A 17,598-nucleotide genomic window follows, 5' to 3' on the forward strand; every position below is an offset into this window, starting at 1 on the left:
CAAGCGGCAGAAGCGCGGAAATCTTTAGGGACGTTTAAGCGGAAATCTTTCCGTTTTCATCGAAGCGCGCCTCGGGCGGCACGGTGACCGGCGGCTGGATTCCGCCCGCCTGCCGGTTGACGCCGAAGACGAACGCCAGAACCGTCGCGATGGCGAGATACAGGTCGTCGCGAACCTCCTGCCCCTGCTTGCTGGTGTAATAGACGGCGCGGGCGAGCTGCGGATATTCCAGCATCGGGATCTTCGCTTCCGCCGCCAGTTCGCGGATCGCGAGCGCGGTGGCGCCACGCCCCTTGGCGACCACCACCGGCACCTGATCGCGACCGTGTTCGTAGCGCAGCGCGACCGCGAAATGGGTCGGGTTGGTCAGCACGACATGCGCCTCGCCCACCGCCGCCTTGAAACCGCCCTTCAGGATGTCGTGCCGCCGCTGGCGGATCTGCGCCTTCACATGCGGATCGCCGTCGCTTTCCTTGTGTTCGTCGCGCACTTCCTGCTTGGTCATCTGCAGACGGCTCATCCGCTGGAAGATCGCCAGCGGTACGTCAAGGCCGGCGATCAGCACCAGCCCGCCCGCCATCACGAACAACAGCGTCAGGAACGTGCCGCCCAGGTCCGAAATCGCCTGTTCGACGTTCGACGACACCAGCCCCATCGAGCTGACCGCCGCCGATTTCAGCATCACATAGCCGATCGCGCCGAGCAGGATGACCTTCAGCAGCGACTTGCCGAGTTCGATCCAGCCCTGCGTCCCGAACACGCGCTTCATGCCCGATGCCGGGTTGATCCGCGACCCCTTGGGGGCCAGCGCGCCGCCGTTGAAGCGGATGCCGGTCAGTCCCGCCTGCGTCACGATGCTGGCGACGACGGCAAAGACCAGCACGCTGCCGACCGGCACCGCCAGCTTCCATCCGGCCTCGACCAGCGGCCGCCAAGGCTGGAAATCCTCGACATCGGCGCGGCCGAACCGGAAGCTGGCGGTCATCACCGCCTTGCACGCGGCGACCAGCGTCGGCCCGAACATCGCCAGCCAGCCGCACCCCGCGAGGATGACCAGCGCGGTACCCAGTTCCTTGGACTTGAGGACGTCGCCGTCTTCGCGCGCCTTGTCGAGGCGCTTCTGGGTTGGGCTTTCGGTTTTGTCCTCGCTCACCGCACGCCTCCCAACACCAGCGTTTGCGCGGCTTCGAGTGCCTCCTGCACGACGACCAGCATGTAATCGGTCATCGCCGGCAGTGCGACGAACAACGCGATGACTCCGACGAACAGGCTGGCGGGCAGGCCGACTGCGAACAGGTTGAGCGCGGGGGCGGAGCGCGACAACATGCCCATGACGAGGTTCAGGCACAGTAGCAGGAACCCGACCGGCAGCGCCAGCAACAGCCCCGACAGGAACGCATAGCCGCCGAAGATCGCGATGTTCTGCAGCTTCGCGGGCGTCAGCCACGCCGCGCCGGGCGGCAGCAGTTCATAGGACCGGACCAGCAGGTCGATCAGGATCAGATGCCCGTCGAGCGACAGGAACAGCAACGTCAACAGCACCGACAAGAAGGTCCCTAATGCAGGGCTTTGCGCCCCATTCTGCGGATCAACCATCGCCGCGAAGCCGATGCCCATCGAGATGCCGATAACCTCCGCGGCGATCACCGGTGCTGCGAACGCGATCTGGAGAACGAGTCCGATGGCGAGGCCGACCAGCCCCTCGGCCGCGATGGCGAGGAAGGTGGTCAGCGAAAAGATGTCGGTCGGAATGGCAAAGGCCTGCGCGTGCAGCACCAGCACCGCGATCGCCCCCGACAGCAGCACGCGCACCTGCACCGGCATCGCCACCGCCCCGAACACCGGCGCGATAATGAACGCCGCGCCGACCCGGACCATGGTGAACAGGAGCGCCCAGAGTTGCGGTTCGACCGCAAGGCCGAACCCTAGCATGGCCGGTTCGCCGCCAACCGTACCCCCGCCTGCGCGGGGGTAAAGCTCGGAATAGGCAAACCGCCAGCTACGCCCACACTGTCCTTACGGCGAAGGCGGGCATCCGTTGTGTCGGATGCTGTCGAAAGCGCGCGACCGTCGCCCCATCCATGGATGCCGGCCTCCGCCGGAAGGACGGAGGGCGCGCAAGTAGCGGCCGCGAAGATCACCGCACCAGATCCGGAATCCGCTCGAAGATGCTCGTCGTGAAATCGCTGAGCAGCCCGAGGATCAGGCTGCCGAACACCGCGAGGCTGATGCCGACCACCGCCAGCTTCGGCACGAACGACAGCGTCTGTTCGTTGATCGACGTCGCCGCCTGGATCATGCCGAGGATCAGGCCGGCGACCAGCGCCGGGATCAGGATCGGTGCCGCGACCAGCGCCAGCACCCACATCGCCTCGCGCGCGACGGTCATGAAATAGCCCGCGTCCATGCGCGCTAACTCACGAACGACGCGGCAAGGCTACCCATGGTCAGCGCCCAGCCATCGACCAGCACGAACAGCAGCAATTTGAACGGCAGCGAGATGATCGTCGGCGACAGCATCATCATGCCCAGCGACATCAGGACCGTCGCCACCACCAGATCGACGACGATGAACGGCAGGAAGATCAGGAACGCGATCTGGAACGCGGTCTTCAGCTCGCTGGTGACGAAGGCGGGCAGCAGGATCGAAAACGGCGTATCGGCGGGCGAGGCGATCGGGCCGCTTTTCGCCATCTGCGCGAACATCGTCACGTCCTTGGTCCGGGTCTGCTTCAGCATGAAGGCGTGGAGCGGCAGGCTGGCGTTTTCGATCATCTGGGTCGAATTAATCTGCCCGGCGGCATAGGGCTTGATCGCGGTGTCGTTGATCCGGCCGATCACGGGCGACATCACGAACAGCGACAGGAACAGCGACAGTCCGATCAGCACCTGATTGGGCGGCGACTGTTGCAGCCCCAGCGCCTGGCGCAGCACCGCCAGCACGATGATGATCCGCGTGAAGCTGGTCATCATCAGCAGGATGCTGGGCAGGACCGACAACAGCCCCATGATGATGAGGATCTGCAGCGACAGCGCCATCGGCGCGTCGTTGCCGCCGCCCAGCTGGCCCAGCGCGCGGTCGAGCGCGTCGGCGGCACCGGGGGCAGGGGCGGGCGCGGCCGGAAGCGCCTGTGCCATCGCTGGCACCGCAAGGAACAGCATCAGCGCGATGCCGATGGCTGCGAGTACGAGTTCGAACCGCCAGTTGGCCCGCGTGCGCGACGGGCGCGCAACCTTCACGACGCGTGCGGGGGCGGGCGTCGCCATCATCACACGCCGCCGCGCAACTGCCGCCGGACGATGGCGCATCCGGGCCAGCAGCGGGTCGAACGTCGTGCTCAACCTGTTCATTTGTCGCCCCGGTCGAGCAGGGTCACGCCGTTACGGCTGACCGAGACCAGCAGCTGCCGGCCCTGAAATTCCAGCACCGCGATCTTGGTGCCGGTCGACACCATCATCGTCTCGCGCACCTTGACCAGCCGCTCCCCCTGATTGCCCGGCATCCGCGCTTCGAGCCGGCGCCACAGATACAGGCAGCCGATCATCAGCCCGCACACCAGCGGCAGCAGGATGACGAGCTTCAGGATGTACGACCACATCATCAGCGGCTGACCCGCTTGTCGGGGCTGACCAGTTCGGTCATTCGCACGCCGAACCGGTCGCCGACGGTCACCACCTCGCCGCGCCCGATCAGCGTGCCGTTGACGAACACGTCGAGCAGTTCGTTGGCACCGCGGTCCAGTTCGATCACGCTCGTTTCACTCAGCGCCAGCAATTCGCGCAGCGTCAGCTGCGTCGACCCGATCTCGACGGTCAGGCGGACGTCGACATCCTGCAACAGCTTGAAATTGGTGGCGAGCGACGCCTCGGCGGGGAAGCCACCGGTCATCTCGTTCATTGGAATTCCTCTTCGAAGCCCGGGTCGATGGAGTTCAGCTTGATCGCGGCCTGCCCGTTGGCGGTGCCGACCGTGCCGGTTCCCAGCCGCCGGTTCGACACCCATACCGGTACCTGCGGCCCGAAATTGATCGGGATGATGTCGCCTTCCTTCAGCTCGAGCAAGGTGGCGAGCGACACGACCGGTTCGGCCAGCACCGACCGGACGGGCAGCTTCACCGTCATCACCGCCCGCGTCAGCCCCGACAGCCATTTGGGATCGGGCGCGCTGCGGCCATGGACCTTGGTCGACAGCTGCGGCGCATGGGGCTTGAGCGCGGCGACCGGATACAGGATGTCGATATAGGTCGGCAGCATCGCATCGCCCGGCTGGATGCCGAACCGCGTCGCGATCACCGCATCCTCGCCGTCGATCGCACCCATCATCGCCGGATTGGCCTCGGGCGTGCCGGGTTCGAAGGCGATGCCGGCCAACGGCCCCCATGCCTCGCCCAGCGGCGCGGCGATCGCGCTCGCCAGCCGGCGCAGCATCGCTTCGGCGGCGGGGGAGAATTCGATCGGCATCGGATTGGGCGCTTCGCCGAACCCGCCGAAGAAGGTGTCGAGCGTTTCGAGCAGGAAGGTGCCGTCGATGACGATGATCGCCGGGCTTCCCCCGGTCGACAGCGTCAGCGGCACCCACCCGGTCAGGCCATAGGGACGCCGCGCCGCGCAATAGCCCGCGAACCGGTCGACCTCGACCGGTTCCGACCAGCTCTTGACCCCCTTGCGCAACAGCGGTTCGAACACCTGCCGCAACGACCGCGCCATGCGCGCCGACAGGTGTTCGAGCGCGCGCAGATCGCCGAACGGGTTGAGGTTCGCCGCACCCAGGCTCGGCGCATGCGACGCGGCCGCCGTACGGCGACTCCGTTCGCTGCCTTCGGGCACGGTGGATGGGCTGTTAACCATGGACGTTTACTGAACCACAAACGTGGTAAAATAAACGTTACCGATGCCGCCAAAGCCTTCCTTTTGCTCCAATGTGTCGTTGATCGCCTTCTTCAGGCGCAGCGACAGCTGTTTCTTGCCCTCGGGGGTGAACACCTGATCCTCGGTCGTTTCGCCCAGCGCGAGCAGGATGGCGGAGCGAATCGCGATCTCATGGGTCTTCAGATTCTCGATCACCTTGTTGTCGTACGAGGTGGAGATCGCGACGCCTACCTGAATGAAGTGCGTGCTGTCGGACAGGTTGGAGGTGAATTCCTTCTCCATCGCGTAATAGGTCGATGCCCAGCGATCGCCGCCCTCCATCTCGGGCGTCGGCCGGCTATTCTCGTCGCCATGGGCGGCCTCGCCACCCTCGCCGCCGCCTTCGCCGCCGCCATGACCGCCGCCCTCGCCGCCTTCACCACCGGCACCGGCCTTCACCTCTTCCGATTTCGGGACCAGCTTGGGCAGGTCCTTCTTCTCTTCGGGCGGTTCCTCCTTGCCGTGCTCGCCGCCGCCGCCGATCAGTCCCGACGAACTGGCATACAGCCCGGCACCGACGCCCCCGCCCAGCAGGACGAGGACGCCGACGACCATGACCAGGATCTTGACCAGCTTGCCCTTCTTCTTGGCCGGCTTTTCTTCCGGCGTTTCCTTGTCGCTCATGTCGTGGTTCCTCAGGCGATGCGTTTATCGGTTCGGGTGGAGGACGCCGGCGTGTCGGCAAAGGTGGAGCGGGGCGCGCGCGGTTGCTGCGACCCCTGATCCTGCGCCTGACGCTGCGATGGCTGTTGCTGCGTGCCGACATCGACCTGCATGCCGCCCAGCTTCAGCCCGCGGGCCTCGGCCATTTGCAGCAGGCGCGGCTGCGCATCGGCGAGCAGGCGGCCGGCATCGGCGTTCTCGCTGCTGAAATGCACATGGACGCGGCCGTCCTCGGTCGTGCGGATCGCGACCTCGACATCGCCCAACGCGTCGGGCGACAGGCGGATGCGGGTTTCGCCCTGCGTCGGCGAGGCGTCGCGCAGCGTCTCGATCCGGTCGATCATTCCCTCCACCCATTGCGGCTGGCGGGTGTCGAGATGCGGCTGCGCGGCGGTGACCGGTGCCGACACGGGGCGCAGCGTCGCGGCGTCGATCGCCGGGGCGGCCGGGGTCGGCAGCGGCGGCGCGTCGTCGTCGCGGCGCGGACGCACGGGCGCAGCGTCGGCCAGCGCGACCTCGGCCACGGCTTCGGGGGTGGGTGCGGCCGCGACGCGGGTGACCGGCGGGGCCTTGGTCGGCTGCACGGTCGATGCCGCGACCGACACGACCGGCGCGCCTGCTTCGCCCGCGATCGTCTGTCGATTGGGGGTCAGCGGTTCGGTGGTCGGTTGCGCCACGGCCCCGCGCCCGGTCGGCAGCGCGAACGGTACCGCCGGCTGATCGATCAGCACCGTTGCCGGATCGACCGGACGCGTGGCGGCGTCCGCGACCGGTATGCGTTGCGCGGTGTCGACGACCGGTGCGCGCCCGATCGGCTCGGCGACGGGTGCCAACGTAACCGGATCGACCATCGGGGCGGCAGGCTTGTCCGCGATCGGGGCCGATGGGGCGGTATCGCGTGCAGCGGCGATCGGACCCGTCCGGCGCGGCGCAGCAATCGGCGCGACGTCGGCCGACGGAACGCCCGGCGTCCGGGCGAGCGGCGACGGAACCGCGACCGGCGTCACCGGATCGGCGGGCGGTGCGGCCGCATCGACGGCGGGCGAGGGGATGTCGATCGCGATCGGCCCGACACCCGGCTGCGGTTGCACGGCGGCATCTTCCGGAGCGATCGGCGCGAACCCGTTGGCGACGGGTGCCTCGGTCTGCCAGTCGGGTCGCACCGGATCGACGGTCGGCGTACCGGGCAACGTGCCAAGTGCCACCGGTGCGAACCGCCGGGTGGGCGCGGAGGGAGCCTCGACGGGTGCCGCACGCTGATGGTCGGGAACGCGGCGATTGCCGGTTGCCAGCGGAGCGTGTGCGGCCGGGGCAGGGCTGCCGTCTGCGACAATCGGTTGCCCCACGGTGGTGGCGTCCTGCGGAACGGTGAGCGTGGCAGCGGTGGCGGTTGGCGTTGCGCGGGTACGAACCGGCTTCAGGCCGTCCACGCCCGGACGCGGGTCGACGATCGGTGTATCCACCGGTGCGCCCGGAACCCGACGGGGCGGCGGCATGGCCGAACGATCGGACGCGGGCGGGCGATCGACATCGGGCATCGACAGACCGGCGCGCGTCGTTTCTGATGCGGCCGGCGCGGTGCCGGCGGTAGTGGTCATTGCCGGCTCCGTATCCGGCAGCTTCGGGCCGATCCGCTTCATCGCCGGCTCGGCGTCGTCGGGCACCGGCGCGAGGGCGTCGGCGGGCGTCGCGATCATCGGCGGCAGGTCGAGCGGCGCTTGGTCGATCGGCGGCGCATCGGCCGACGCCATGACGACCGGCACGTCGCCGTCCTCGCTCGCATCGGCATCGTCACCATCGGGCGTCGGAACGGCCGGTTCCTCCGCCGCGCGGCGGGCACGTACCGGCAGCGGTGGTGCGAAGCGCGCCGGCATCGGCTGGATCAGTTGTTCGGGCCTCGGTTCGGGCGCGCGGACCGCGACCGGTTCTTCCTCGGGCAGCAGCTTGAGCGCACCCAGCACCCCGGCGGCGGCGATCACCGGCACCGCGTCGCGCACGGTCGGGACCGGCGGTGCGGGATCGGCCGGCACCATCGCGATCGCCTCGCTGGCCGAACCCGGCAGCACCGGCGCGACCACCGGGACGGCCGATACCGGCACGACTGCCGGCGCAGCGACGGTCGTCGTGGTGGCAACCGGCATGGGTACGACTGGCATTGTCGGGACGCCCGTCACCGGCAATGGCTTGCCGCCATCGGCAGCGGCCTGCCGTCCGTCGTCGCCACCCGCCGGCACGATGGCGGCAAACAGCGCGGCAAACGCGTCGGCGGCGGCACCGGCCAGCGGTGCGGCCTGCATCGCCAGCGGGGAAGCGGTACTGGATAGGGCGGTGAGAAGCTGCATAGGTCGATCCGTCAAGCGTTCGACCGGTCGATCAGCAAGGATCGTGCCGATTGGGTCGGCGTACCGGCGGCGCATTTTCCAGCGCGCGGAGTTCGCGCAGCGCGCGGGCGGCATGGGCGCGTTCGAGCAGCTTTTCGACCGCGCTCTGGTCGCGCCTGGCGGTCATCGTCGCCGATCGGGCGCGCTCCAGCCCTTCGTCGGCTTGCACCACCCGCCGGTCGACGACCTGCGCGGTGGCGTGCAGCCGTTCGCGATAATGCGCGGCGGCGCCCAGCCCGGCGGCGGTCGCGCTGGGGGTCGGCACCGGCGACACCGCCTCGGCCAGCTTGTGGATGCGTTCGCGCAGCGCGATCTCGTCGGCGACGCGCGCGGCGGCGCGTGCTTCCTCGGCCTGGGTCAGGTTCAGCTGCATGGTCCGTACGCGCAGCACGCGCGACAGGCGCTTGGCCTTATCCGTCACCGAAAATACCCACCAGCTCGGCGACCGCATCGTCGAGCGAGACGATCTCGTCCGAATCCTGCTTCACATATTCCATCACCGCCGGATGCGCCGCCAGCGCGCCGTCGATCGCGGCGTCGGTGCCGGGGCGATAGGCACCCATCAGCACCAGATCGCGATTTTCTTCGTACGTCGCCAGATGGCGGCGCAGCACCCGCGCGGCGGCCAGATGCGGCCGGTCGGCGATATCGGTCATCACGCGGCTGACCGACGGACCCAGATCGATCGCCGGATACACGCCGCGCTCGGCCAGTTGCCGGCTGAGCACGATATGCCCGTCGAGGATCGACCGCGCCGAATCGACCACCGGATCGCTATTGTCGTCGCCATCGGCCAGCACGGTATAGATGGCGGTGATCGATCCGCCGGTGCGGACGCAGGTGCCCGCCCGCTCGATCAGCCCCGGCAGCATCGCGATGGCGCTGGGCGGATAGCCACGTGCCGACGCCGGTTCGCCCAGCGCCAACCCGATCTCGCGCCCGGCATGGGCGACGCGGGTCAGCGAATCGATGATGAGCAGGACCTTCTTGCCCTGTTCGCGAAACGCCTCGGCAATCGCGGTGGCGCGCAGCGCGCCCCGGATGCGCAGCACCGGCGAATGGTTGGCCGGCACCGCAACTACGACCGATCGCGCGCGGGCATCGCCCTTCAGCTTGGTTTCGAGGAAGTCGGACACTTCGCGGCTGCGCTCGCCGATCAGGCCGACGACGATCACATCGGCCTTGGCGGCGCGGACCATCATGCCCAGCAGCACCGACTTGCCGACGCCGGAGCCGGCCATGATGCCGACGCGCTGGCCCTGACCGATCGTCAGCAGGCCGTTGATCGCGCGGACGCCGACGTCCATCGGTTCGAGGACGCGGCCACGGTCGAGCGGCGACTGGATGCGCCCGGCCAGCGGCCAGCGGCCCGCACCCCGGATCGGACCCTTGCCGTCGATCGGCTTGCCCGCGCCATCGACCACCCGGCCCAGCATCGCCTCGCCGACCTCGGCCTCGCCGGGCTTGTCGCCCGGCCGAACCAAGGCACCCGGCAGCAGCGGGGCGGGGCCGCCCAGATTCATCATCAACGTCCGGCCGTTGCGAAACCCGATAGCCTCCGCCTCGACATGGCCGCCGTCGCCGGTGCCGACCTGACACACGGTGCCGACCGGCAGCGACAGCCCGACCGCTTCCATCAACAGCCCGTCATAGGAGGCGAGCCGTCCGGCGACGCGCGGTCGCGGACGGAAATCGGTCGGGGCGAGCGCGCCCAGATAGTCGCCGGCAAAACGGTTCAGCATGATACGGGCACCGGTACGGTTTCGATGGCCGCGCCCAGCTGCTCCAGCCACAGCGACGGGCCGTCCTCGACCACGGTCGACGCGGTTTCGAGGACGAAGCCGCCCCGTTCGACCGCCGGATCGGCGACCGGGAACACCGCCTTGGCCAGCTTGCCCTCGACAAGCGGAATGTCGGCTTCGTGCATCCGCAGGATCGCCGATTCGGCGCTGTCGGCCAGCAGTTCGGCGGCGGCGTCGATGCGCGCGGCCAGCCGGTTGGCCGATACGCCGACCTCGCCGACGATCTGACGGACCAGCGTCAGCACCGTCTGGCGCAGCCGGTCGGCCATCGCCTCGCGGTCGATATGCGTGGCGGTGCCCAGCGCCTCGGTCAGTCGCGCCAGCAAGGCGTGGTCGCGGGCGTGTTCGGACTGGCTGGCGGCGGCGGCGGCGGCCAGACCCTCGGCATAGCCGGCGGCATGCGCCTCGACGGCCGGGTCCAGCGTGGTGGCCGCGACATCGCCGGCATTGGCGCCGAACGGGTCCCAGCCCTCGGTCGGATTGCTGTCGGGATCGGCCGGGCGGAAATGCCGGGGGCCGCTCGTTGCCTGTACAGGGGCCTGTCCCGATGCCGCCGCGCCCGCCGCCGCTGCGCCGAAATCGGCAGGGCGGACCGGCACGACACCGGTTTCGGCGAACGGATCGGGCGCACCGAAGGCGCGGGCGAGGATGTCGGCGGCGGCGACGTGGCGGCTGGCGAAGCCCGCGACGAAGCCACCGGTGGCGCGGGGGGCGGCGCTCTCAAACATAATCGTCGTCGCCGCCGCCCATCATGATCGTGCCGTCCTTGGCCAGCTGGCGGGCGACGGTGATGACGCCCTTCTGCGCGTCGAGCACCTCGGCCAGCTTCATCGGTCCGCGGGCCTCGATCTCGTCGCGGATGCCGTCGGCGGCGCGGGCCGACATGCACCCCAGGAAGCGGTTGCGCCCGGCCTCGTCGACACCCTTGAGCGCGCGTACCAGCAGGTCGCTGTCGACGTTGCGGATCAGCACGCCCAGATTCTTGTCGTCCATCTCCAGCAGGTTGTCGAAGACGAACAACTGGTCCTCGATCGCGCGGGCGATGTCGCGGTCGATCTTGGCCAGTTTCGGCATGACCCGGTTCTCGGTCGCCTTGCGCCCCGACGACAGGATGCGCGCGGCATCCTTGGCACCGCCCAGCTGCACGCCGCTCCCGCTCGACCGGCCGGTCGAACGGCGCGACAGCATCGACTTCAGCGTGTCGATCGCCTCGGGCGTGATCGGACCCAGCTTGGCGATGCGGTGCAGGATCTGCGGCTGCGCGGCCTCGGGCAGCCCCTCCAGTACCTGTGCGGCGATGGCGGGGTCGAGATTGGCGAGCAGCACGGCGGCGATCTGCGGATGTTCGTCCTTGATCAGGCTGACGATCTCGCTGGCATCCATCCAGTCGAGCAGCTCGATCTGGCACGCGGTCTCGACCGGGGTGATCTTGGCCAGCACGCTCTCGGCCTTGTCGGCCCCCAGCGCGCGGTTCATCACCGTTTCGATGTGCGGACGCGGATCGAAGCCCACGGTCGTGCGCTCGCGCGCCTTCTCAACGAAATCGTCGAGCACGACGGTCACTTCGTCCTCGCTGACATCGGCGACGGTGAACATCGCCTTGCCCAGCTGCTGCACCTCTTCGGGGTCCAGCTTCTGGAGGATCGCGGCGGCTTCCTCCTCGCCGACCAGCATCATCAGGACGGCGGCACGTTCGACGCCGCTATGGATACGGGTGGGGGCGTTCACTGCTTGGCATCCGACTGGATCATGTCACGCACCGCCAGCGCCGCGCGCGCCGGATTGTCGCGGGTGAAGCCGCGGACCAGACCGACCCGGTCGTCATAGCTGCGCGCCCCTTCCAGCATTTCCATGCTCACCGGCTCGGGCTCGACCTCGGCAGGGGGCGGGGCGAGCGCGGCCTGTGCGGCGGCTTCCTGTGCGGCGACCCGCGCGGTTTCGGCGGCGGCCTCGGCCTTGCGCTTCTCGTTGATCGCCTTGACCATCGGGCGGACGCCCATGAACAGCACCAGCAGCGCGATGACCAGCGCGGTGCCGTTGCGCGCCGCCATCGGCACCCAGTCGGCATCGTACCACGGCCGCGCCACGTCGCCGGCGACCGCATCGGGCGAGAATTTGCGGCTGATGACCGTCACCGTGTCCTGCCGCTGCTGGTTGAAGCCGACCGCCGCCTTCACCAGGTCGTTGATCTGCTGGATCTCGGCCGGGGTGCGCGGCTTGCCGCCTTCCGCCTCGCGCAGCAGCACCGCCACCGACAGCCGCTTGATCGCGCCCGGCGCAGCGCGCGTCACCGACACTTCCTTGCCCAGATCATAGGCGCGGTTGAAATTCTCGCTGGTCTTGACCGGCGGGGGTGCCCCCGGCGCGGTGCCCGGCTGGACGGTGGCGCCGGACGGACCCGGCGTCGCGGTCGCCAGCGTCGATGCGGCGGGCGCGGTATTGCTCAGCGCACCGGGGATGCCGCCCGGCGTGGTCTCGCCCGGCGTATTGCCGGCCCATGTGCCCTGTTCGGCACGGACCACGCCCTGCTTGTCATAGCTTTCGCGCGTCGCCTGACTCTCGTCCAGATCGACATCGGCCTGAATCTCGGCCGAGAAATTGCCTGCACCCAAGAGCGGGGTCAGCAGCGTGTTGAGCTGCGCGCGATACTTGTCCTCGATCCGGCGCTGATAATCGATCCGCTCGTCCGAAAGCGTGCTGCTGTCGCTACCATCGCTCGGCTTGCTCAGCAGCGCGCCCATCTGGTCGATGATCGTCACCTGATCGGGCTTCATCCCCGGCACCGAAGAGGCGACGAGGTTGACGATCGAACGGACCTGCGCCTGCGTCAGGCTCCGGCCGGGTTCGAGGCGGACGATGACCGATGCCGACGGCTGGGCATTGTCGCGCACGAACACCGACGATTCGGGCATGGCCAGGTGGACGCGCGCATCGGCGACCGATTCAATCTCGCCGATCGACTTGGCCAGCTCGGTCTCGCGTGCCTGGCGCAGCCGCTCGCCCTCGACGGCGCGCGACACGCCCATCGGCAACTGGTCGAGGATCGCATAGCCGCCCGGTGCGGCCTTGGGCAGGTCCTGCCCCGCCAGCAGGATGCGGGCGCGGTGATAATCATCCTCGCCCACGGTGATCCCGCCCGAATCGTCGACACTGCTCTCGATCTTCGCGGCGGACAGCGCATCGACGACCGCCTGCTTGTCGCTGTCGGGCAGCTGCGGGAACAGCACGCGCTGTGGCGGGGTGGCCAGCGCCATCCACGCGATCGCCGCCGACAGCACGAGGCCGATGATGAAGATCATCGGCATGCTGCGCTTGACGGCGGGGTTCTTCATCAATCCGCCGACTTGGGTCAGCGGGTTGGCGAAGCGCGCGGCTGCGGGGGCGGGAACACCGCCTGCACCGGTGGTGGCGAGAGCGTTTTCCATATCAGACCGGCATGCTCATGATGTCCTTGTAGGCGGACAAAAGTTTATTTCTCACCTGCATCGTCGCCTCGAAGCCGACCGATGCCTGCTGACGCGCCATCATCACCTTCGCGATGTCCACGGTCTCGCCGCGTTCGTACATCGCCGACAACTCGCTCGCCTTGTTCTGCTGCGCGTTCACGCCCTTCAGCGCGTCGCCCATCGCATCGGCGAAGCTCGCCGGTTTCGCAGACTCGGCCGCCGGGGCCGGGGCCGCCGCGACCTGCGCATTCGCCTTCGACAGCGCCTGATTGCGCTCCAGGATCTGCGCGCGAAGCTGCATCACCCGGTCGACGCCCATCGCGCCGCCGACACCCCCGACGCTCATGCCGAAGCCGCCACGGCATGTGCCGGTGCCAGCGTCTCGCCCGCCTCACGCGCCTTGGCGAGGCGATAGCGCAGCGTGCGCTCCGAAATGCCCAGCCGCCGCGCGGTCTCGACCCGGTTGCCGCCGCATTCCTCCAGCGTCCGGCGGATCGCGGCGAATTCGTGGATCTGCACGATGTTGGTCAGCGTCGCCGCGACCGGTTCGGCGATCCGCGGCTGCGCGGCGGGACCGGCGCGATCGAACACGATGTCGTGCGCCTCGATCCGGTCGCCCATGCCCAGCAGCAGCGCGCGCTGGATCACATTCTCCAGCTCGCGGGCATTGCCTGGCCAGTCGTGACGGAGCAGCAGCGCCAGCGCCGCGTCCGAAATCCATGGCAGCGTCGCGCGATCGGCGGCATGGCGCACGACCATTGCCGCCGCCAGCGCCGCGATATCGCCCGGCCGCTCGGCCAGCGCGCGGGTGGTCAGCGGGAACACGCTCAGCCGGTAATAGAGATCGGCGCGGAAGCGGCCGGCGGCGACTTCCTCTTGCAGATCGCGATTGGCGCAGGCGACGACGCGGACATCGACCGCCTCGGCATGGGTCGCGCCGATCGGCACGACTTCGCGTTCCTGCAACACGCGCAGCAGCTTGGCCTGCAACGGCAACGGCATCTCGGCGATCTCGTCGAGCAGCAGCGTGCCGCCATGCGCCGCGCGGAAGAACCCTTCGCCTGCCGCGCCCGCGCCGGTGAACGCGCCCTTCACATGGCCGAACAGCATCGCCTCGAGCATGGTTTCGGGGAGCGCGGCGCAGTTGATCGCGATGAACGGGCCGGCGGCGCGGCTGCTGCCGGCATGGATGGTCCGCGCCAGCACTTCCTTGCCGGTGCCGGTCGGGCCGCCCACCAGCACGGTGATGTCGGCGGCGGCGACGCGGCGGGCCAGCGCCTGCAACGCCAGGCTCTCGGGATCGGCGGCGACCGCCTCGTGCCGGCCGCACAACAGCGCCGCGGCAAAGGCATGGGCGAGTTCGGTGTCGGCATGGGTGTAGCACAGGCGTGCCGGGCGGCCGTCGGCGAACGGCGTCGCGGCGACCGGCCCTTCGGCCAGCACCAGCGTGCGCGACGCGATCGGCGGCACCTCGCCCTCCATGATCAGGAACGCATCGGCCGGGCCCGGCTTCTGCCCGGCATTGGCCAGCACGAACCCTTGCGCGCGCAGCGAGGATACGAGCGTGAACTTCGAGGCGAGGACGGCAGCGGATGGATAGATCGAGCGCATCGGTGGTGATTCCCCTGGACGGCACCTCTTTGCCGCCGCGCTGGTTAACACCCGGTAAAATCCTGCCTGATTCGGCTCTGTATGCCGCGTGCGCTCCCCCGCGCGCGCGAGGGGCCGATTTTTTCGCTTAAACCCCGCCGACGGCTGCCGTTTCTCCGGGCAGCAGCTTCGTTCCCGCACGCTTCATCAGGGGGGACCACGGGGCGCTGGACGTCAGACCGGAGGAAATACCATGACCGTTATCGGATCCAACATCGGATCGCTTCGCGCCGCCAACGCCTCGTCCGCCGCCAACGACGCGCTGAAGATGTCGATGGAACGCCTGTCGACCGGCAAGCGCATCAATTCGGCCAAGGACGACGCCGCCGGCCTCGCCATCGCCACCCGCATGACCAGCCAGATCAAGACGATGGCCGTCGCCGCCCGCAACGCCAACGACGGCATCTCGATGGCGCAGACCGCCGAAGGCGCGCTGGGCGAAGTCACCAACATGCTGCAGCGCATGAAGGAACTCGCCGGACAGGCCGCCAACGGCTCGCTCGGTACGTCGGAACGCAAGGCGCTCCAGTCGGAAGTCGGCCAGCTGACCGCACAGATCAACGACATCTCGACCAAGACCAATTTCAACGGCATCAACCTGCTCGACGGCTCGGTAAAGGGCGTGACGCTCCAGACGGGTGCACAGGCAGGGCAGACGACCGCGCTGTCGCTCGCCAACACCTCGGCCAGCGCGCTCGGCCTGAACGGCTATCGCGTCGAGGGTCAGGCGACCACCGGCCGCATCAGCGCCGCGACGATCGGTGCCGCCGATATCCAGATCAACGGCAAGAACGCCTTTGCCGCTGCCCTGACCACGGGCACCGCTGAAACCACCGCCGCCGCGATCAATACCAACACCGGCCAGACCGGCGTGTCGGCATCGGCGTACAACACCCTGTCGGGCGGCCCGATCGCTTCGGGCGGCGTCACCAGCACGACCGGCTTCTCGATCGCGGTCGGCGGCGGCACCGCCGTCAATGTGACCGGCGCCACCGGTCAGGAACTGGTCGAAAAGATCAACCGCGACGTGGGTGGCGTCAGCGCGCAGCTCGACAACGAAGGCAAGATCGTCCTGTCGAACGACACCGGCAAGACCATCGTCATCGCCGGTGCCGATGCGGGCAAGGCGGGCTTCACCGCCGGCACCTATGGCGGCTTCGTCGCGCTCAACAGCTCGAACGGTCAGCCGATCGACATCAAGCGCGGGACCTCGGGCGACGCGACCGATCTGGCCGCCATCGGCTTGAACGAAACGAGCTCGCCTACCTCGGTCAAGGGTTCGACGGCAGGCACCTCGGTACTCGACGGGACGGACAACCTCAAAATCAACGGCGTTGCTATCGGTAGCTCGAATGACGCTTCGGCGGCATCGAAGGCAGCGGCGATCAACGCCGTCACCAAGGATAGCGGTGTAACCGCGACCGCAACTACCAAGGCGACCGTCGTCATCGACGCGGCAATGCTTGTCGCGGCAAACGACCTCTATATCAATGGCGCAACTGTTGCGCTGGACGATACGGTCGCGAAGGGCGGTAACGGGGACGGTGCCATCTCGATGTCGGACCTCGTCGGCAACATCAACAAGGCTGGCATCAGCGGCTTGGTGGCGTCGAGCGATACCGACGGTAACTTGGTCCTCACGTCGTCGACTGGCAACGATATCATCCTTCAGGACGGTCCGACCGCCGCAGGTGCGGGTCTTGTGAAGAGCGTCAAGGGCGATGACGGTACGGCAGCTACCGGCACCAACATCGCCGGCGGTCTGACGCTGCGTGGCCGTATTGAACTGAAGTCGGATACCGGTGCGGAAGTTCGCGTCGAAGGCTCGACCGCGTCGCTCGGCAAGGTCGGTCTCGCTGCGCAGGGCGGTGCCAAGGATATGGTCGGCGGCGCGCTGAACGTCACCACGCAGGCGAATGCTTCGACCGCGATGACCGCGATCGACAAGGCGCTCGACAAGGTTTCGTCGATCCGTGGCGATCTGGGTGCCGTGCAGAACCGTCTGCAGGTCACCGTCAACAACCTGACCACCACCTCGTCGAACCTGCAGGAAGCGCGCAGCCGCATCGAAGACACCGACTTCTCGTCGGAATCGACCGCGCTCGCCAAGGCGCAGATCCTTGGCCAGGCATCGACCGCGATGCTGGCACAGGCCAACCAGTCGCAGCAGGGCGTGCTGAAACTGCTCGGCTAAGCCCGGCTCCGCTGCCGCCGTTCCCCCTTGCATGAAGGCGGCGGCAGCGGTCCTCCCGTTAACGGGACCGGCCCCCGGCGACGGAAACGTCGCCGGGGGTTTTCGGCGTCCGCCGCACGCGCCCGGACTCTATATATAGCGCACACCCCAACTGCTCCCCGCTTGGTGGGGAAGGGGACCATCCGCAGCATGGTGGAGGGGGGTGGCCACAGGCGCGCCGCTGCATCGGGCCACCCAATTCCTCCCCGCCCGCGGGGAGGGGGACCGCCGCGAAGCGGTGGTGGAGGGGGATGGCCGCAGGCGGACCGGTCGAGGCATCTGCTCCCGCCCGACCGTCGGCGAGACCCGGCCTCCACGAGCCCGCTGCCGAAATTCCCTATTGCGATCGGAAGTCTGCCGTACCCCGGCGAAGGCGGCGGTCCAGCGCAAGGCAAACCAACGGCTGGTACTTGGCTTGTTGGCCCCCGCCATCGTGGGGGTACGTCAGACGGGTGGCAACCGACGCGCTCGCAGCGGCCTCGAACGGGACCGGACGCCAGAACCGCGATCGTTGC

Annotated in this window: 16 protein-coding genes and 2 pseudogenes; 2 read left to right on the top strand and 16 right to left on the bottom strand. The window is 68.5% G+C overall.

Annotated elements, in window-relative coordinates; translation table 11 throughout:
* Positions 1-34 precede the first annotated feature (34 nt).
* The 16 genes from ASE90_RS15445 to ASE90_RS15520 form a co-directional block, all read right to left on the bottom strand.
* Positions 35-1,153 (bottom strand): flagellar biosynthesis protein FlhB, encoded by a 1,119-nt coding sequence (locus ASE90_RS15445; protein WP_056002727.1) that lies wholly within the window; start codon positions 1,151-1,153, stop codon positions 35-37.
* Positions 1,150-1,932, bottom strand: a complete 783-nt coding sequence (gene fliR / locus ASE90_RS15450) for a flagellar biosynthetic protein FliR (protein WP_056002730.1) — start codon at positions 1,930-1,932, stop codon at positions 1,150-1,152. The genes ASE90_RS15445 and fliR overlap by 4 nt, the downstream gene beginning before the upstream one ends.
* Positions 1,933-2,137: 205 nt before the next feature.
* Entirely contained in the window at positions 2,138-2,407 is a 270-nt protein-coding gene (fliQ, locus tag ASE90_RS15455) for a flagellar biosynthesis protein FliQ (protein WP_056002733.1), read from the bottom strand.
* Positions 2,408-2,412: 5 nt separating this feature from the next.
* The gene (gene fliP, locus ASE90_RS15460; RefSeq protein WP_082449877.1) at positions 2,413-3,270 is read right to left on the bottom strand and encodes a flagellar type III secretion system pore protein FliP; all 858 of its coding nucleotides are present in this window, start codon (positions 3,268-3,270) and stop codon (positions 2,413-2,415) included.
* Positions 3,271-3,347: 77 nt separating this feature from the next.
* Positions 3,348-3,602, bottom strand: a complete 255-nt coding sequence (locus ASE90_RS15465) for a FliO/MopB family protein (protein ID WP_056002736.1) — start codon at positions 3,600-3,602, stop codon at positions 3,348-3,350.
* Complete coding sequence (gene fliN, locus ASE90_RS15470; protein WP_056002739.1) at positions 3,602-3,898, bottom strand: flagellar motor switch protein FliN; 297 nt, start codon at positions 3,896-3,898, stop codon at positions 3,602-3,604. The genes ASE90_RS15465 and fliN overlap by 1 nt, the downstream gene beginning before the upstream one ends.
* The gene (locus ASE90_RS15475) at positions 3,895-4,827 is read right to left on the bottom strand and encodes a flagellar motor switch protein FliM (RefSeq protein WP_235531866.1); all 933 of its coding nucleotides are present in this window, start codon (positions 4,825-4,827) and stop codon (positions 3,895-3,897) included. The genes fliN and ASE90_RS15475 overlap by 4 nt, the downstream gene beginning before the upstream one ends.
* 27 nt (positions 4,828-4,854) lie before the next feature.
* On the bottom strand, positions 4,855-5,532 hold the full coding sequence (fliL, locus tag ASE90_RS15480; RefSeq protein ID WP_056002744.1) for a flagellar basal body-associated protein FliL: 678 nt from the start codon (positions 5,530-5,532) through the stop codon (positions 4,855-4,857).
* An 11-nt stretch (positions 5,533-5,543) separates the two neighbouring features.
* Entirely contained in the window at positions 5,544-7,913 is a 2,370-nt protein-coding gene (locus ASE90_RS15485) for a flagellar hook-length control protein FliK (RefSeq protein ID WP_082449865.1), read from the bottom strand.
* A gap of 31 nt (positions 7,914-7,944) precedes the next feature.
* Positions 7,945-8,373 carry a hypothetical protein gene (locus ASE90_RS15490; RefSeq protein WP_235530509.1) on the bottom strand — a complete coding sequence of 143 codons (429 nt, stop codon included), beginning with the start codon at positions 8,371-8,373 and terminating at the stop codon, positions 7,945-7,947.
* Entirely contained in the window at positions 8,363-9,694 is a 1,332-nt protein-coding gene (locus tag ASE90_RS15495) for a FliI/YscN family ATPase (protein WP_056002753.1), read from the bottom strand. The genes ASE90_RS15490 and ASE90_RS15495 overlap by 11 nt, the downstream gene beginning before the upstream one ends.
* Positions 9,688-10,482, bottom strand: a complete 795-nt coding sequence (locus ASE90_RS15500) for a FliH/SctL family protein (protein WP_056002756.1) — start codon at positions 10,480-10,482, stop codon at positions 9,688-9,690. The genes ASE90_RS15495 and ASE90_RS15500 overlap by 7 nt, the downstream gene beginning before the upstream one ends.
* Positions 10,475-11,482: a flagellar motor switch protein FliG gene (gene fliG / locus ASE90_RS15505; protein WP_056002759.1), complete on the bottom strand. Its 1,008-nt coding sequence runs from the start codon at positions 11,480-11,482 to the stop codon at positions 10,475-10,477. Before fliG ends, ASE90_RS15500 begins: the two co-directional genes overlap by 8 nt.
* The gene (gene fliF, locus ASE90_RS15510) at positions 11,479-13,179 is read right to left on the bottom strand and encodes a flagellar basal-body MS-ring/collar protein FliF (RefSeq protein WP_056002762.1); all 1,701 of its coding nucleotides are present in this window, start codon (positions 13,177-13,179) and stop codon (positions 11,479-11,481) included. Before fliF ends, fliG begins: the two co-directional genes overlap by 4 nt.
* 1 nt (position 13,180) lies before the next feature.
* On the bottom strand, positions 13,181-13,546 hold the full coding sequence (fliE, locus tag ASE90_RS15515; protein WP_056002765.1) for a flagellar hook-basal body complex protein FliE: 366 nt from the start codon (positions 13,544-13,546) through the stop codon (positions 13,181-13,183).
* Entirely contained in the window at positions 13,543-14,811 is a 1,269-nt protein-coding gene (locus ASE90_RS15520) for a sigma 54-interacting transcriptional regulator (protein ID WP_056002768.1), read from the bottom strand. The genes fliE and ASE90_RS15520 overlap by 4 nt, the downstream gene beginning before the upstream one ends.
* 232 nt (positions 14,812-15,043) lie before the next feature.
* Between ASE90_RS15520 and ASE90_RS20940 the strand changes: the two are divergent.
* Positions 15,044-15,925 (top strand): annotated as a pseudogene (locus tag ASE90_RS20940) (flagellin hook IN motif-containing protein); the annotation flags it as partial.
* A 792-nt stretch (positions 15,926-16,717) separates the two neighbouring features.
* A pseudogene (locus tag ASE90_RS20755) lies at positions 16,718-17,044 on the top strand (flagellin); the annotation flags it as partial.
* Positions 17,045-17,598: the final 554 nt, after the last annotated feature.

This window comes from Sphingomonas sp. Leaf67 (assembly GCF_001421965.1).
Taxonomy (GTDB): Bacteria; Pseudomonadota; Alphaproteobacteria; order Sphingomonadales; family Sphingomonadaceae; genus Sphingomonas.

Bases quoted from the DNA above. Each gene is read 5' to 3' on its own strand.
- fliR (WP_056002730.1), bottom strand. From the start codon at position 1,932: ATGCTAGGGTTCGGCCTTGCGGTCGAACCGCAACTCTGGGCGCTCCTG.
- fliQ (WP_056002733.1), bottom strand. From the start codon at position 2,407: ATGGACGCGGGCTATTTCATGACCGTCGCGCGCGAGGCGATGTGGGTG.
- fliP (WP_082449877.1), bottom strand. From the start codon at position 3,270: ATGATGGCGACGCCCGCCCCCGCACGCGTCGTGAAGGTTGCGCGCCCG.
- ASE90_RS15465 (WP_056002736.1), bottom strand. From the start codon at position 3,602: ATGATGTGGTCGTACATCCTGAAGCTCGTCATCCTGCTGCCGCTGGTG.
- fliN (WP_056002739.1), bottom strand. From the start codon at position 3,898: ATGAACGAGATGACCGGTGGCTTCCCCGCCGAGGCGTCGCTCGCCACC.
- fliL (WP_056002744.1), bottom strand. From the start codon at position 5,532: ATGAGCGACAAGGAAACGCCGGAAGAAAAGCCGGCCAAGAAGAAGGGC.
- ASE90_RS15485 (WP_082449865.1), bottom strand. From the start codon at position 7,913: ATGCAGCTTCTCACCGCCCTATCCAGTACCGCTTCCCCGCTGGCGATG.
- ASE90_RS15495 (WP_056002753.1), bottom strand. From the start codon at position 9,694: ATGCTGAACCGTTTTGCCGGCGACTATCTGGGCGCGCTCGCCCCGACC.
- ASE90_RS15500 (WP_056002756.1), bottom strand. From the start codon at position 10,482: ATGTTTGAGAGCGCCGCCCCCCGCGCCACCGGTGGCTTCGTCGCGGGC.
- fliF (WP_056002762.1), bottom strand. From the start codon at position 13,179: ATGGAAAACGCTCTCGCCACCACCGGTGCAGGCGGTGTTCCCGCCCCC.
- fliE (WP_056002765.1), bottom strand. From the start codon at position 13,546: ATGAGCGTCGGGGGTGTCGGCGGCGCGATGGGCGTCGACCGGGTGATG.
- ASE90_RS15520 (WP_056002768.1), bottom strand. From the start codon at position 14,811: ATGCGCTCGATCTATCCATCCGCTGCCGTCCTCGCCTCGAAGTTCACG.